Source organism: Embleya sp. NPDC020886 (genome assembly GCF_044333915.1).
GTDB lineage: Bacteria > Actinomycetota > Actinomycetes > Streptomycetales > Streptomycetaceae > Embleya.
This window is the reverse complement of sequence record NZ_JBIRRX010000006.1, coordinates 113,756-127,873: the sequence shown is the minus strand read 5'-3', so window position 1 is coordinate 127,873 and position 14,118 is coordinate 113,756. Positions and strand designations below refer to the sequence as shown.

The 14,118-nt window shown below is 71.4% G+C and carries 14 protein-coding genes; 8 read left to right on the top strand and 6 right to left on the bottom strand.

The genetic code is table 11. The features are described 5' to 3' along the window. The first annotated feature begins 57 nt into the window (after nucleotides 1-57). Nucleotides 58-630, top strand: a complete 573-nt coding sequence (locus ACH4U8_RS22560) for a hypothetical protein (protein ID WP_395779691.1) — start codon at nucleotides 58-60, stop codon at nucleotides 628-630. Here the strand turns inward: ACH4U8_RS22560 and ACH4U8_RS22555 are convergent. Further along, a complete protein-coding gene (locus tag ACH4U8_RS22555) occupies nucleotides 627-1,868 on the bottom strand; it encodes a cytochrome P450 (protein WP_395779689.1) in 1,242 nt (413 codons plus the stop codon). The genes ACH4U8_RS22560 and ACH4U8_RS22555 overlap by 4 nt on opposite strands. A 122-nt stretch (nucleotides 1,869-1,990) precedes the next feature. Between ACH4U8_RS22555 and ACH4U8_RS22550 the strand changes: the two genes are divergently transcribed. From ACH4U8_RS22550 to ACH4U8_RS22540, 3 genes are all read left to right on the top strand, one after another. Beyond that, complete coding sequence (locus ACH4U8_RS22550; RefSeq protein WP_395779687.1) at nucleotides 1,991-2,854, top strand: IclR family transcriptional regulator; 864 nt, start codon at nucleotides 1,991-1,993, stop codon at nucleotides 2,852-2,854. Nucleotides 2,855-2,858: 4 nt separating this feature from the next. Continuing rightward, on the top strand, nucleotides 2,859-3,749 hold the full coding sequence (locus tag ACH4U8_RS22545; protein ID WP_379991494.1) for a TIGR03854 family LLM class F420-dependent oxidoreductase: 891 nt from the start codon (nucleotides 2,859-2,861) through the stop codon (nucleotides 3,747-3,749). A 374-nt stretch (nucleotides 3,750-4,123) separates the two neighbouring features. Next, on the top strand, nucleotides 4,124-4,780 hold the full coding sequence (locus tag ACH4U8_RS22540; RefSeq protein ID WP_395779685.1) for a SnoaL-like polyketide cyclase: 657 nt from the start codon (nucleotides 4,124-4,126) through the stop codon (nucleotides 4,778-4,780). A gap of 370 nt (nucleotides 4,781-5,150) precedes the next feature. Here ACH4U8_RS22540 and ACH4U8_RS22535 read toward each other — a convergent pair whose 3' ends face one another. The 3 genes from ACH4U8_RS22535 to ACH4U8_RS22525 form a co-directional block, all read right to left on the bottom strand. Then, nucleotides 5,151-5,573 carry a hypothetical protein gene (locus tag ACH4U8_RS22535; RefSeq protein ID WP_379991492.1) on the bottom strand — a complete coding sequence of 141 codons (423 nt, stop codon included), beginning with the start codon at nucleotides 5,571-5,573 and terminating at the stop codon, nucleotides 5,151-5,153. A gap of 195 nt (nucleotides 5,574-5,768) precedes the next feature. Beyond that, nucleotides 5,769-6,440, bottom strand: coding sequence for a response regulator transcription factor (locus tag ACH4U8_RS22530; protein ID WP_360318402.1), 672 nt, complete (start codon nucleotides 6,438-6,440; stop codon nucleotides 5,769-5,771). Beyond that, on the bottom strand, nucleotides 6,440-7,663 hold the full coding sequence (locus ACH4U8_RS22525) for a histidine kinase (protein WP_360318400.1): 1,224 nt from the start codon (nucleotides 7,661-7,663) through the stop codon (nucleotides 6,440-6,442). The genes ACH4U8_RS22530 and ACH4U8_RS22525 overlap by 1 nt, the downstream gene beginning before the upstream one ends. Before the next feature lie 381 nt (nucleotides 7,664-8,044). Between ACH4U8_RS22525 and ACH4U8_RS22520 the strand changes: the two genes are divergently transcribed. Then, on the top strand, nucleotides 8,045-8,362 hold the full coding sequence (locus ACH4U8_RS22520) for a type II toxin-antitoxin system PemK/MazF family toxin (protein ID WP_360318398.1): 318 nt from the start codon (nucleotides 8,045-8,047) through the stop codon (nucleotides 8,360-8,362). An 88-nt stretch (nucleotides 8,363-8,450) separates the two neighbouring features. Here ACH4U8_RS22520 and ACH4U8_RS22515 read toward each other — a convergent pair whose 3' ends face one another. Further along, the gene (locus ACH4U8_RS22515) at nucleotides 8,451-9,878 is read right to left on the bottom strand and encodes an ATP-binding protein (RefSeq protein WP_360318396.1); all 1,428 of its coding nucleotides are present in this window, start codon (nucleotides 9,876-9,878) and stop codon (nucleotides 8,451-8,453) included. Beyond that, nucleotides 9,875-11,623, bottom strand: coding sequence for an FAD-dependent oxidoreductase (locus ACH4U8_RS22510; RefSeq protein ID WP_395779683.1), 1,749 nt, complete (start codon nucleotides 11,621-11,623; stop codon nucleotides 9,875-9,877). Before ACH4U8_RS22510 ends, ACH4U8_RS22515 begins: the two co-directional genes overlap by 4 nt. 206 nt (nucleotides 11,624-11,829) lie before the next feature. Here ACH4U8_RS22510 and ACH4U8_RS22505 point away from each other — a divergent pair, with 206 nt between their 5' ends. The 3 genes from ACH4U8_RS22505 (at nucleotide 11,830) to ACH4U8_RS22495 (ending at nucleotide 14,067) form a co-directional block, all read left to right on the top strand. Continuing rightward, a complete protein-coding gene (locus ACH4U8_RS22505) occupies nucleotides 11,830-12,078 on the top strand; it encodes a hypothetical protein (RefSeq protein WP_360318392.1) in 249 nt (82 codons plus the stop codon). A 76-nt stretch (nucleotides 12,079-12,154) separates the two neighbouring features. Next, nucleotides 12,155-12,784 (top strand): helix-turn-helix domain-containing protein, encoded by a 630-nt coding sequence (locus ACH4U8_RS22500; RefSeq protein WP_360318390.1) that lies wholly within the window; start codon nucleotides 12,155-12,157, stop codon nucleotides 12,782-12,784. Continuing rightward, the gene (locus ACH4U8_RS22495; protein WP_395779681.1) at nucleotides 12,781-14,067 is read left to right on the top strand and encodes an MFS transporter; all 1,287 of its coding nucleotides are present in this window, start codon (nucleotides 12,781-12,783) and stop codon (nucleotides 14,065-14,067) included. The genes ACH4U8_RS22500 and ACH4U8_RS22495 overlap by 4 nt, the downstream gene beginning before the upstream one ends. The last annotated feature ends 51 nt before the right edge of the window (nucleotides 14,068-14,118 follow it).

The following is a 14,118-nucleotide window of genomic DNA, read 5'->3' as shown; positions in this document are numbered from 1 at the left end:
CGCCGTCCGCTTTGTGGATAGCGTCGAGGTCGGCTGCGAACGAGTACGGAGATCAGCGTGGGACCGGATCAGTTCTGTCTGGTGTTGTTGCGACGCATGGGCGATTACCAACCCGATCTGGTCGCCGACGCCGTCCGCGAGTTGGAATTCACCCGTACCCGGATGCGCGAGGTCAACGCGCAGTGGCAACGCATGGTGCGCAGCCGCTCGGTCGGTGGCCCCGGCCGGGCCTACCGGGCCGCGCTGGGTGAGCCGTCCGGCCGGGCCGAGCGCCGGATCGGGGATCTCACCGCCGACGCGCAGTGGTGGGTGTTGCCGCTGTGGCCGCAGTTGCGCTTCGAGGTCCTGACCGGTCCCGACGGGCGGGTCTGGCAGGAATGGCTGGTGCGCGCCGATCCCGCCACGACGCCGCCCGTCGAAGGCGTGGCCGCGCTGCGACCCTGGGAGTTCGTGATCGGGGACGTCGCCGGGGCGTTCCCGGACCTGCGCCACGTGGAGGGTTCCGCGCCCAGCCGCTGGGCGAGCCTGGTCACCGAGGGCACGAACACCTACCGCGCGGAGTTCGTCTGGGGCCTGCTCCAGAACGTGACCCGCCTCGACGCCGAACTCCCGGCCGAGCAGGCGCGTTAGCCGCCACATCGGGACGGGGGTCGGAACCGCACCCGCAACGACTCCGGCCCGCGCAGCGCCGTACCGAGCAACCCGCGCACGCGCGTCGGCTCGGCCGATCGCATCTCCGGCAACCGTTGCAGCAGCACCTTGAGCGCGGCCCGGATCTCGGCCAGCGCCAGCCAGGTGCCCGGACACACGTGCGGCCCGTCGCCGAAGGCGAGCGTGGGTCGGACCCGGCGGCCGATGTCGAACACGTCCGGGTCCGGATAGTGCGCCGGGTCCCGGTTGGCCGCCGTGATCGCGAAGATCAGCGGTGTCTCCGCCGGGATGTCCAGCCCCAGCCCCTGCCAGTCGCGCACCGGCGCCGGGCACATCCGAGGCAACAGGCCCACCGGCGGCTCCCAGCGCAGCGACTCCTCGACCGCCCAATCCAGTTCCACGTCGGGGTTCGCCAGCACCCGGGCCAACTGCTCGGGATGGGTGAGCAGGGCGTACAGGGCGTTGCCCAGTCCCAGATAGGTCGTGTCGGCGCCGGCCGGGAAGAGCAGCCGCAGGAACGAGAGAATCTCCTCGTCGGTGAGCCGGCGCCCCTCGGCCTCGGTGTGGGCGAGCGTCGAGAGCAGGTCGTCGCCCGGGTCGATCCGGCGGCGCGCGACGATCGGCGTGACGTATTCGGTGAACTCGCGTGACGCACGCTCGGCCGCCTCGGGCTCCATCGGGAAGTGGAACAGGTCGACCGCCCAGCGGCGGAACCGTTCCTCGTCGTCCATCGGCAGTCCGAGCAGCCGGGTGATCACCCGGACCGGGTAGCCGTGCGTGAACTCGGCGACCAGGTCGGCTTCGCCGCGCGCCTCGAAGCGGTCCACGAGTTCGTGCGCGAGCGGTTCCAGGATCGCCTCGACCTGGTCGGTGACCACCTTGCGCCGAAACGCGGGCACCACGAGCTTGCGGTTGATCCGATGTTCGGCACCACGCATGCACTGGATGGTGTGCCCGAGCACGGGTTCGGTCGTCGCGGCGTAGATCGCGGACGCCGGAAACGACTCCTCGTCCTTGAACGCCGCGGTCACCAAGTCGTGGGTGAGAAACAGCACCGCCCGCGTCCCCAGGAACGGCACGATCGCGTACGGCTTCCGCGCCCGCGCCGCTGCGATCACCTCGTGCAGATCCGGAATGTCGTCGAACGCGAAGTCGTACCCCTCGATGTCGAACGGCGCCCGCGCGTCGAACGGGTCGACCACATCCGTCGTGTCCATCGCGTCCATCCGAAACCCCCGCCGGTCGGCAAGCCCTTGACCATTGACGAATATTCGTCGTCGAAGTGACGTATATTCACCGGCACCCTAGACACAACCCCGCTCCCGAACAAGAGGTGCCCATGGCAGCTTCCCCGCCCACCGACCGGGTGGTGGCCGTCGTCGAGTTGCTCGCCGCGTCGCCGCACGGTGCGAGCGTCTCGGAGGTGGCCGCCCGCCTCGACCTGAACCGCTCCACCGCGACCGCCGTACTGGCCGCCCTCGAAGCACCAGGCTGGGTACAACGCGGCCCCGATCGCCGCTACACCCTCGGCCCGGGCCTGCTCACCGTCGCCGCCGCGGTCCGCACCCGGGTGGCGCTCCCGGACGACACGGCGCAGCTCCTCGCCGCCCTCGCGACCCGGGTCGACTGCGGCGTGGCCCTGTCCCTGGTCGGCCCGGACCACGTGGTCTTCCTCGCGGTGGAGCCGGGCCCGGGTCGGCTGCCGGCCGGGATCGACGTGGGCACCCGCCTCCCCCTGCGCCCACCCGCCGGCGCCGCAGTGATGCCCTGGCGGCCCGCCGCCGAACGCGCCGCCTGGCTCGCCCACGCGCCCCACCTGGCCCCGGCCCTGGACACCATCCGCACCCACGGCGTCGCCGCCTGGCGCCCGCGCGGCGACTCGACCGAGTTGCTGACCGTCCTGCGCGACGTGGTGGCCCTCCTCGACGAGCACCCGACCCGAACCGCCCTCCGCGAACGAGCCCGCGAGCAACTCGCCTCGATCGGCGCCCACCCCTACACCGAGGCCGACTTCGCCTCGCCCCGGCCCCTCCCCCTCAGCTACCTGTCCGCCCCCGTCCCGACCCCGCACGGCCCCCCGACCCACGAGTTGCAAATCGGTCCCCTGCGCCCCGCCGTCAGCCGAGCCGAGCGCCGGCATTACACGACCGAACTGAAGTCCACCGCCGCCCACCTGCGGCCCCTGCCCGCCCCGCCACACTGACCCCATGAAACTGCGCATCGGCCTGGGTCTCACCCCGCCCGCCACCGCCACGCCTTCCCCGCCGTTCGACGAGTTGCTCGACCGCATCGAAGAGCTCGGCATCGACTCGCTCTGGTTTCCCGACCTGATCGGTGCCGATCTCCCCGATCCCCTCGTCGCCATCGGCTACGCCGCCGGTCGCACCCGGCGGCTCAAGCTCGGGAGTGGGGTCACCGTGTTGCCCGGCCGCAATCCGGTGGCCGTGGCCAAGGAACTCGCCACGCTGGCAGCCCTCGCGCCGGGCCGGATCCTGCCGGTGTTCGGGGTTCGGCACGCGACCGAGCGGGATCGGCCGCTGTTCCCGATCCCGGGCCCACGCGGCGAGGTGATGGACGAGGCACTCACCCTCGTCCGTCTGCTGCTCGAAAACGACGACGTGTCCTTCGAGGGCAAGTACCACCGGTGTGCACACGCCCGGGTCGGCCCGCGCCCCACCCGTCCGCTCGACCTGTGGCTCGGGGGCGGCGGCCCGCAGTCGCTGCGCCGGGTGGGTCGGCTCGCCGACGGGTGGCTCGGCGCCGCGCTGACCCCCGACGAGGCCGGTGCGGCCCGCCGCACGATCGAGGCCGCCGCGACCGAGGCCGGGCGTACCGTCGACGACGACCACTACGGGATGAGCCTGGTCGTCGCGTTCGACGACCTGCCCGGCCGCGACCTCGGCGCGCTGCGCCGGCAACGACCGCACGTGGACATCGCCGAGTTGCTCCCCACCGGGTGGGCCGCCGCGCGCGAGCTGATCAACCGGTATGCCGATGCCGGGGTGAGCAAGTTCGTGGTCCGACCGGCCGGCACACCCCGCTCGTGGGCCACGTTCCTGGCCGAGTTCGCCGCCGAGCTGCTGCCACTGGAGACATGAACGATCTTGCGGTAAACGGCGATTGACGCTCCGTAGGCAAAATATTGCGCACACTCGCCGCTGCCGAAATCATGCGGCCCGTGCTGCCCGACCGGCCCGCGAAACACCGGCCGCATACCGGCGGTTGCCCCGCCGACCTGCATCGGCGTGCATGTCGACACGTGAACAGTCCCCGTATGCCCGGGAGTCGGGCATGCCCTCCGATTGGCCGGATTCCATCCGGCAAGGCCGATCGAATCCGGCCAGGGGTGGGGCACCGGCCGGCACCACGGAAGGTTGCGCCTGGTCTGACAGTGAGTCAGGATCGCCCCCGTTCCCCTCCGGACGGCGCGCGCCACCGAGCGCTGCCGCCGGCAACGAAGGACGGAAAACACGTGTCGACTTCCCCCGCGACTCCGCTCTGGCTCCAGGGACGGGACGCCGTCGTCGCCGCGGCGGCCCCCGCCGACTGGCGCGAAGAGGCCCCCGACTACCACCTCTCGCACACGGTGATGCCGGGACAGCGCAGCACGCAGCATGCACCCGACTCGTTGGAGGCGATCGTCGAGAGCCTCGTGCAGGTCTTCGAGATGGAGGTCTCGCACAAGAAGGACCCGAAGACCTGGGTCTCGATGGCCACCGAGCGATTCCGCACGAACGTCAACGGCGGCCCGTGGGCAAGCGCGCAGGACATCGTCGACCAGGGCAGCTACAACATCCTGATCGGCGACAGCATCTTCTATTCGCCGGGTGGGGAGAGCTTCGAGTCCTCGCACCACATCTTCCACACCGCGTTCCCCGAGGGCTTCTACTGGGAGGTCCTCGAAGTCCTGTCCCCGCCGCCCGTGATCGCCTTCAAGTGGCGACACTGGGGCAGCTACACGGGCGAATACAAGGGCTTCCGACCGAACGGCGAGACCATCGAGATGTTCGGCATGAGCGTGGCCAAGGTCAGCGAAGACCTCAAGCTCGTCGAGGTCGAGCACTACTACGACCCCAACGCCTTCCTCTCCCGGCTGACCGGCGGCTGCCCGGTCGCCCACGCCACCTGACCGAGCCCACACCGAAGCGGGCCGCCCCCGTTCCCAGCCGTACCCCCGCCCCGCAGCCGCTTCCCCGACAGGTCGACCACGGCTCGGCGCACCGCCGGAACCGACCGGTGGCCGCCGCAACGAGCCGGATCCGACCCGCCGACGGCACCGGAACGAGCCGAAGCACCGATGACCGACGAGCGCGACCCGACCGACTTCCGGGTGCCGCCGGACAACGCCTTCCGGACCGACTCCGTCGGACTCGACGGGGCCGGGTTTCCGTTCGCCGCCGAGGTGTTCAGCGGGGCGGGGTGTACGGAATCAATGGCGCGGCCGGCACCTCACCGAACCCGACCCGGAAGCCGGGCCCGGTCCGCACTCGCCGACGCACTCACAACCGGGGCGTCCGCATCCGACCGAGCCGCCCGCCCTCGCCGAGCGCGTCGCCTTCCGTGCGCACCGTCAAGGAGCGGTAGACGCCCGGGACGGTGGCCACCCAGAACCGCTCGGCGAAGATCGTCGCCGGTGCCTGCAACACGAACCGGCCGCGGCGGAACTCGACCTGCGGCGGCACGCCGTCGTCCGGCAACACGCCCCACGCGAGCGCCCAGGCCGGTTCGCCGCGTGCGGAGCGCAGCGCGCCGCGCAGCAGCCTCGGCCCCAGCGCGGCGCCGGCCACGGCCACGTCGATCAGCCGGTAGCCGGTGTACACCTCGAGCGCCGGTCGCCCACGCGAACCCTTGCCCACCCGCATCGTGCAGTCGCTCAATCGCAGGTAGAGCTCGTTGGGCGTCTGCTGCAGGACATCGCTCATGGCGCGCTCCCCCGTTCGAAGCGCCCGACGGGACAATCCCTCGGGCCCCACCAGGATTCGCCGTAGAGGCCGTGCGGCGCATCGGCTGTACGAACCGTTTCCGCAAGCCCACGTACTCCCCCTGTAGGACGGAGAAATCTCGCGGACCTCACCCGAGCGAGCGAGTCGACGGCCCGCGCACCGCTCGCGCGGGGGTCAATTCAGGCCCGGGACGGCCAGGCCCGTCTCGTACGCGCAGATCACCGCGTGCACCCGATCGCGCAGCCCGAGCTTCCCCAAAATGCTGCTGACGTGCGTCTTCACCGTATGTTCGCTGACCACCAGCGCCTCGGCTATCTCCGCGTTGGACATCCCCAGCGCCAGGCAGCGCATCGTCTCACGCTCGCGCGTGGTCAACACGGCCAGCCGCTCGGACGGTTCGGCCGGGGCCTCCGTACGGGGTAGTCGGCGCGTGTAGTCGGCGATCAGCCGTCGGGTCACCGACGGCGCGAGCAGCGCCTCGCCGCTCGCCACCATCCGCACCGCGTGCACCAGATCGTCCCGGCGCACGTCCTTGAGCAGAAAGCCGGCCGCGCCCGCGTACAGCGCGTCGTAGACGTACTCGTCCACGTCGAACGTGGTCAGCATGACGATCCGACATCCCGGCGCCTCGGCCGACAACACCCGGGCCGCCTCGATGCCGTCCATCCTGGGCATCCGGATGTCCAGGAGCAGTACGTCGGGCCGGTACGCACGAACCGCCTCGACCGCCTCCAGGCCGTCGCCCGCCTCGGCCACCACCGAGATGTCCGGCTGCGCGTCCAGGATCATCGCGAAGCCGCTGCGCACCAGCCCTTGGTCGTCGGCCACCACCACGCTGATCGGCATCACGAGGCCCACACCGAATCGAGCGGGATCCGCAACGCGACCTCGAAGCCCGGCCCGGTCACCCGCGGCCCGGTCGTCACGCTGCCACCGCACGCCGTCGCCCGCTCACGGATGCCGATCAGCCCGTGTCCGCCGCCCGGTCGCGGTCGCCCGCCTCGGCCGTCGTCGGTGATGGTGATCCTCATCGTGTCCTCGCCCCATTCGAGCCGCACCACCACCGTGGTGGCGTGCGCGTGCCGGACCGTGTTGGTCAGCGCCTCCTGGACGACACGGTACGCGGCGATCTCCGCGTCCGAGCGCAGCGGTCGGCGCATGCCGACGCTCTCGTAGACCACCCGCAGGTCGGTGCGGCCGACCTCGGCGACCAGGTCGGCGATGTTGGCGACGGTGGGCTGCGGCGCCCGGGCGCCGGCCTCGTCGTCCTCCTTGAGCGTGCCCAGGATCCGCCGGAGTTGCACCATCGCGTCGCGCCCGGCGTCGGCGATCGCGTCGAACGCGGCCTCCGCGCGGGCCGGATCGCTGCGCACCACCACCGGCCCGGCCTCGGCCTGCACGGTCATCAGGCTCACCGCGTGCGCCAGGATGTCGTGCATGTCCCGGGCGATCCTGGCCCGTTCGCGCGCGGCGGCCCGGGCCACCTCGGCGTCCGCGCGGCGGATCTCCAGGTCCCGTTCGTGCTCCAGTCGGCGGGTGCGCTCCTCGATCCCGGCGATGTAGGCGGTGCGGTGCCGAGTGGCAAGTCCGAACGCGGCGGCCGCGGTCAGGGCCAGGACGTCGAAAGTGGCCTGTTGTACCGGCTGATTCTTGAAGTTTTCCACGAACAGCGTGATCGGCAGCGCCAACACCGCCACGGTGATCCGCTCCCAGCGCCGACCGAGCGCGAACACCGTGTAGATGGCGATCGTCATGCCGAACTGGAAGGGCTGACCGGGTCGATGGTGCAGCGACACCGGCACCGTGAACAGCGCCACCACACACGCGACCGCGAACGGTTGCCGACGTCGCCAGATCAGCGGGATCGCGGTACCGCTCAGCAGCAGGAATCCGATCCGGTAGGGCGAACGCAGCGCGACCAGGAACGGCAGCGACACCATGAACTGCACCATCAGCGCGATCATCAGGTCCAGGACCTGCGGGTCGGTCCGGCGCAGGATGCCCAGCGTGTGTTTGGCCCGGTCACGAACGTGCCGGTCGGCGCCGCGCTCGGCGAGGTGGTCGGACATGCGGCTTGCTCCCGGGTGGTGTGTACCGACAGTGTCGCGGCTGATCCCCCGCCGCCGCCTCGCTCGTGCGAGGGATCTGCGCGGCCCTCGCCGAACCGACCGCGATCCGACCGCCGGCCGACCGGGGGTCGCGACCGGGACGCGACCCGGAACCCGAACAGGTAGGCCCGCCCAAGTGCACTGCGGAGCCGATGAATCGGGCGAATCGCTCCGCCGGCGGCGAACGCGCCCCCCCGATGGCAATTCGGGTACCGCCGCGTCTGGTACGACTGATGCCATGGCTACCGGCAACCGCTTCGTCCCCGACCCCGACCGTTCCACACGGACAACGCGCAATGGTCGGCCGGTCGTCGCCGTCTCGGGCCGGACAGGGGCGGAGCGATGCGGCCGCTGAGGCGTGGCCAGGTGTGGACGATCCCCACCGTCGGCCGCGAACGCACCTTCATGATCGTGCAGAACGACCACGTCGCCGCGCTGCACCCCGGCGCGGCGCTGTGCGCGCTGGTGGACACCGTCGGCGACCGCCGGGAGTCGCTGGTCACGGTCCGGATCACCACGCCCGTCAACGGCGTCGTGCTGGCCCCCGACCTGTACACGTCCCGACACGGCCGCTTCGAACAGGGCACCTATCTGGGCGATGTCACGCCCGACGAGATGGAACAGGTCGACGTGGCGCTGCGGGCCGTCCTGGGCCTGTGAGGCCGCCACCCGGGCCGCCGCCGACGGCGCGGCCCGGGCGACACCGCGCGACGCGGCCCGGCGAGCACGCGCCCGCCGGGCCCACGCGCTATCTCGGCAGCGTGATCCGGAAGGTGGTGCGGCCGGGTTCGGAGTCGACCGTGACCGTGCCGTCGTGGCGTTCGACGATGATCCGGTACGAGATGTCCAGGCCCAGTCCGGTGCCCTCGCCCAGTGCCTTGGTGGTGAAGAACGGCTCGAAGATCCGGTCCTGGATGTCGCGTGGGATGCCGGGGCCGTCGTCCTCGACCTCGATCACCACCGACGCCGCGTCCGCGCGGGCCCGCAGGGTCAGCGTGCCGTGGCCGGCCATCGCGTCGGCGGCGTTGTCGATCAGGTTGGTCCACACCTGGTTGAGCTCGGCCGGATACGCCTGGATCTTCGGCAGGTCCTCGGCGTACTCGCGCTCGACCCGGATGTCGCGCAGCGGGCCGGCCAACATGGCCACCGTGCTGTCCAGGCCCTTGCGCAGGTCGGTCTCCTGGTAGGGGGCCCGGTCCATCTGGGTGTACTGCCCGGCGGCGGAGAGCAGTTCGGTGATCCGGCCGAGTGCGTCGGCGACCTCGTCGAGCAGCGCCTCGCCCTCCAGGTTGGCGGCGAGCCAGGTCAATCCGGGGCGCGCGGCCGGACCGAGCGCGGCGCCCGCGTCCCGGGCCCAGTCCTGGTACAGACCCACGTTCACGAACGACGGGGCCGTCTCGTACGCATCCTCGACGCCCAAGTCCTCGAAGATCTCGGCCACTTCGTCGGTCCGGTCGGCGAACTCCAGCGGTCGCAGCCGCGGCGCCTCGGCGCCGCGGTGGGCCAACACCTCGGCCTGCAAACGATCCAGCGCCGCGAGCGCCTCGGCGGTCGCCCCGGCGCGGGCCAACTCGGCTCGGGCCGAGCGCAATTCGCCCAGCCGGATCCGCAGGTTCGCGGCGGCCCGTTCGGCTGCCGCCGCCGGGTTGCCCAACTCGTGGGTGAGCCCGGCGGTGAGCGTGCCCAGGGCCACCATGCGCTCGCGCTGCCCGACCGCCGAGCCGTTGCGGCGCGCGCCCAGGAACATGCCCGCGACCAGGTGCGCGGCCATCGGGAACCACTCGGTGAAGGCCTGCGCCAGTTCGGCCGCCGGCAGCACGAAGAAGGTCGAGTCGACGTGCGTGCGCGCGGTGTTGCCGTATGCGTGCACGGCCGGCGTGGCGCCGTCGTTGCCGCTGCCGTCCAGGGCGAGCGCGGCGCCGACGTAGGCGCCGCGCATCGACGAGCGGTGCACCTCCAGCTCGCCGCCGCGCACCATGCGGTTCATCGTGACCTCGCCGGAGAGCAACACGAAGAAGCACTCGCCGGGGTCGCCCTCGTGGTAGAGCGTGGTGTTCGCCGGGAACGCCTTGACCTTGCCGTGCGCACACAGCCAGTTCAGGTGTTCGTCCGGGAGTTTCTCGAACAGGAACAGCGTGCGCAGTTCCTCGGGCGGCAACACGTCGCACACACTCATCGCGAGCCCTCCGTCGCCGGGGTGCGGGAATCCGGGGAATCCGGGGAATTCGCGGAACCTGCGGAATCCGCGGAGTCCCTCCGGGCGCCCAACGTGTCCAGGTAGCGGTGCACCAACATCACCGTCATCGCACCTTCGCCGACCGCCGACGCGACCCGCTTGACCGAGGCCGCGCGCGAGTCGCCGGCGGCGAACACGCCCGGCACGGCGGTCTCCTGGACGAACGGCGGCCGACTCCAGCCGTCGAGTTCGCCGTCGCAGTCGTCGAGGAGTTCGCTGCCGGTGAGGATGTAGCCCTCCCGGTCGCGGCGCACGCCGCTGCCGTCCAGCCACGCGGTGCGCGGGCTGGCGCCGATGAAGACGAACAACCAGGACGCGGGGACCGTCTCCTCCTTGCCGGAGTCGCGGTCGCGCAGGGTGAGTTCGCGCAGCCGACCGGTGCCGTGCGCGTGGGAGACCTCGGTGCGCACGCGCACCTCGATGTTGGGGATCTGCGCCAACTGCTCGATCAGGTAGTGCGACATGGACGCCTCCAGGCCCGCACCGCGCACCAGGATGATCACCCGGCGGGCATAGCGGGCGAAGAACACCGCGGCCTGACCGGCCGAGTTGGCCGCGCCGACGATGTAGACGTCCTGGTCGCGGGTGTCCGGGCCGGTGGTCAGCGCCGCGCCGTAGTACACGCCGCGGTCGGTGAGTTCGGCCAGGCCCGGCGCCTCCAGGGTGCGATAGGACACGCCGGTGGCGAGCACCACCGCATGGCCCCGGGCGACGATGTCGCCGTCGCACGAGATGGTGCGCACCTCGCCGTCCACGTGCAGTTCGGTCACGTCGCGCGTACTGACCATCTCGGCGCCGAACTTGAGCGCCTGGCGGCGGGCCCGGCCGATGAACTGCGAGCCGGAGATGCCGTCAGGGAAGCCGAGATAGTTCTCGATCCGCGAACTCTGCCCGGCCTGGCCACCGGTGGCCTGGCGCTCCACCAGCAGTGTGCGCAGCCCCTCGCTGGCCGCGTACACCGCCGCGCCGAGGCCGGCCGGGCCGCCGCCGACGATCACCACGTCGTACAGGTCGCCGGAGGCGGTCACGGACAGGCCGACGTACTCGGCCAGTTCGCCCTTGGACGGGGCCCGCAACACGGTCGAGTCCGGCGCGATCACCACCGGCACGTCGGCCTCGGTGGTGCCGGTCTCACGCATCAGCCGGCGCGCCTCGGCCTGGGTGACGTCGTACCAGCGATACGGCACCCCGTTGTTGGCGAGGAAGTCGCGCAACTCGAAGGAGGGCGCGGAGAATCGGGCGCCGATCACGGTGGCCCAGCTCTCGTCCGGCACCGGCGCGGTCTCCCACGCGGTGATCAGCGAGTCCAGTACCGGGTACAGCCGTTCCTCCGGTGGATCCCACGGCTTGAGCAGGTAGTGGTCGATGTCCACGTCGTTGATCGCCCGGATCGCCGCGCCGGTGTCCGCGTAGGCGGTCAGCAGCACCCGTTTCGCACGCGGGTACAGATGCGCGGCCTGTTCCAGGAAGGCGACCCCGTCCATCTGTGGCATGCGTTGGTCGGCGATCAGCACCGCGACCTGTTCGCCCCGCTCGTGCAGTTCGGCCAGCGCCTCCAGCGCCTGGGCGCCGGATTCGGCGCGCACGATGCGGTGCCGGTCGCCGTACTGCCGCCGCAGGTCGCGGGCCACCGCACGGGACACGGCCGGATCGTCGTCGACGGTCAGCAGGACGGGCTTGTCCACGAATTTCCTCACGGGCTGGGCGGAGCACAAAAGGGGACCGCTGCCCGGATCCGGCCTCGGCCATGCACCGGACGGCGCGTGCGCCACGTTATCCCCTCGCGGAAACCCGCAGGTGGGGAGCCATCGACCGGACGTATGCCGACACCTGCGGCGAAAGTCGTGCGCTTTCCCTGCCGACCCGCGTCCGACATGCCTAACGTGGCGCTATGTCCGAGAAACGACGCCCCCCGCATCGCGAGACCATCCAGGCGCTCGTCGGAGTGGCCGTGATCGTGATCGGCCTGGTGGTCACGCTGATCCTGCACTTCACCCACGACTCGGACGGACCGCGGCCCACCCCGGTCCCGGTGCCGATCAGCCCCACCGCGCCCGTGGCGCCGAACCCGCCGACTCCCGCGTCCCCCACGCCCCCCGCGTCCCCCGTGTCCCCTGCGGCCTTGGCCGACACGTCCTGAGATCGGCGCAGCAATTGCAGAGACTTCTCTGCCGAGAGTCCTTTGCAGAGAAGTCTCTGCCTATTAGAGTCGAGGCATGCCCAATCCCCTCCCGAGGATGGACGCCCGCAGCCTGCGTGGCCTGGCCCATCCGTTGCGCATGCGCCTGGTCGAACTCCTCAAGCTGGACGGCCCCGCCACCGCCACCCGACTCGCCGCGCGGCTCGGCGAGAGCACCGGCACGATCAGTTGGCACCTGCGCACCCTGGCCGAGCACGGCTTCATCGAGGACGACCCCGACCGCGGCACCAAGCGCGAGCGCTGGTGGCGGGCCGTCTACAACCCGCGCCAACTGAACACCAGCGACTTCCGTGACGACCCGGCCACGAGCGGCGCGCTGGCGGTGTACGAGGACGAGGCGCTGCGCCAACAGGCCGAGCGCATGGTGGCCACCTACGCCGACGCCCAGGAGATGGGTCCGGAATGGGTCCGGGCCCGGGCCGTCTCCGACTGGAGCGGCGCCCGCCTGACGGCCGATCAGCTCGCCGAACTCAACGATCGGGTGGTCGCGCTCGTGAGCGAGTACACCCAGGCACCGGAGCTGCCCGGCGCGATCACCGTCGTGCTCCAGTACCAGGCGCTGCCACGCCGATCCGCGGAACCGACGCCCGACGAACCGACCACCCAGGACCCGACGCCCGAGGCACCCACCGAGGAGCCGACGTGAGCGGACTGCTCCGCCGACACCGCGACTTCCGCCTGTTGTGGTTCGGCGAGACCACGGGCAGGTTCGGCGCCTCGGTCACCAGCGTCTCGATGCCGCTGATCGCGGTCTCCACACTGGACGCGAGCACGTTCCAGGTCGGCCTGCTCGGTGCCGCGGCCTGGTTGCCGTGGCTGCTGATCGGGCTGCCGGTGGGCGTATGGGTGGACCGAATAGCGCGCCGCCCGATCATGCTCGCTGCCGCCGCGGCGTCGTGCGCGCTCTTTCTGTCCGTACCCCTGGCGCACTTCGCGGGGTTGCTGAACATCGGCCTGCTGTTGGCGATCACCCTCGCCACGGGGGTGTCCGCGGTCTTCTTCCAGACCGCCTACACCGCCTACCTGCCGAGCCTGCTGAAGCCTGTCGACCAGGCCGAGGGCAACAGCAAGCTGCACGGCAGCGCGTCCGCCGCGCAGATCGCCGGGGTCGGCGCGGGCGGCCTGATCGCGCAGCTCGTGGGCGCGGTCAACGGGATGTACGTCAACGCGGGCACGTTCCTGACCTCGTTCGCATGTCTCCTGAACATCCGGCACCGCGAGCAGTCGGCCCACCCGGACCCGGCGGCCGACCCGAGCGCCGAGCCCTCGCTGATCCGCGAGATCGGGGAGGGGTTGCGGCTGGTCGCCCACGACCGATGGTTGCGCACGTTCGCGCTGTTCGGCGGCGTGTCCAACCTCGCTCTGATCGGGCTGCAATCGGTCCAGGTGGTGTTCCTGGTCCGGACGATCGGGGTCAGCCCCGGAGCGGTCGGCGGCCTGATCGCGATCGGCTCGCTGGGCGGCGTGGCGGGGGCCTTCATCGGCCGCCGGGTCGCGGCGCGGATCGGCACCGCGCGGGCCACGATCGTGTTCGAACTGGGTCTGCCGGTGATCGTCCTGCTCGTCCCGCTGGCCGCCGAGGGACCCAGGCTCGCCCTGTTCGTGGTGGGCAACTTCGCCATGGTGGCGGGGGTCGTGGCGGGCAACGTGATCAAGGCGGGGTTCCAACAGAGCTACTGCCCGCCGAGGTTGCTCGGCCGGATGGCCGCCAGCATGCAGTTCGTCAACTACGGCACCATCCCGGTGGGCGCGGTCCTGGCCGGCGCGTTGGGCTCGACGATCGGCGTACGCCCCACCGTCTGGGTGATGGCGGCGGCCATCCCGTCCGCCGCGCTGATCCTGCTGTTCTCACCGATGGCCCACCAACGCGACCTCCCGACGAGCAGGGAGGAGGACCTCGACACACCCGTCGCGCAGCGGGTCGCCTAGCGAATCCGGGCCGGGCGCCGGCTCGGCCGCGCGCTGAACCCGTCCGAAAAC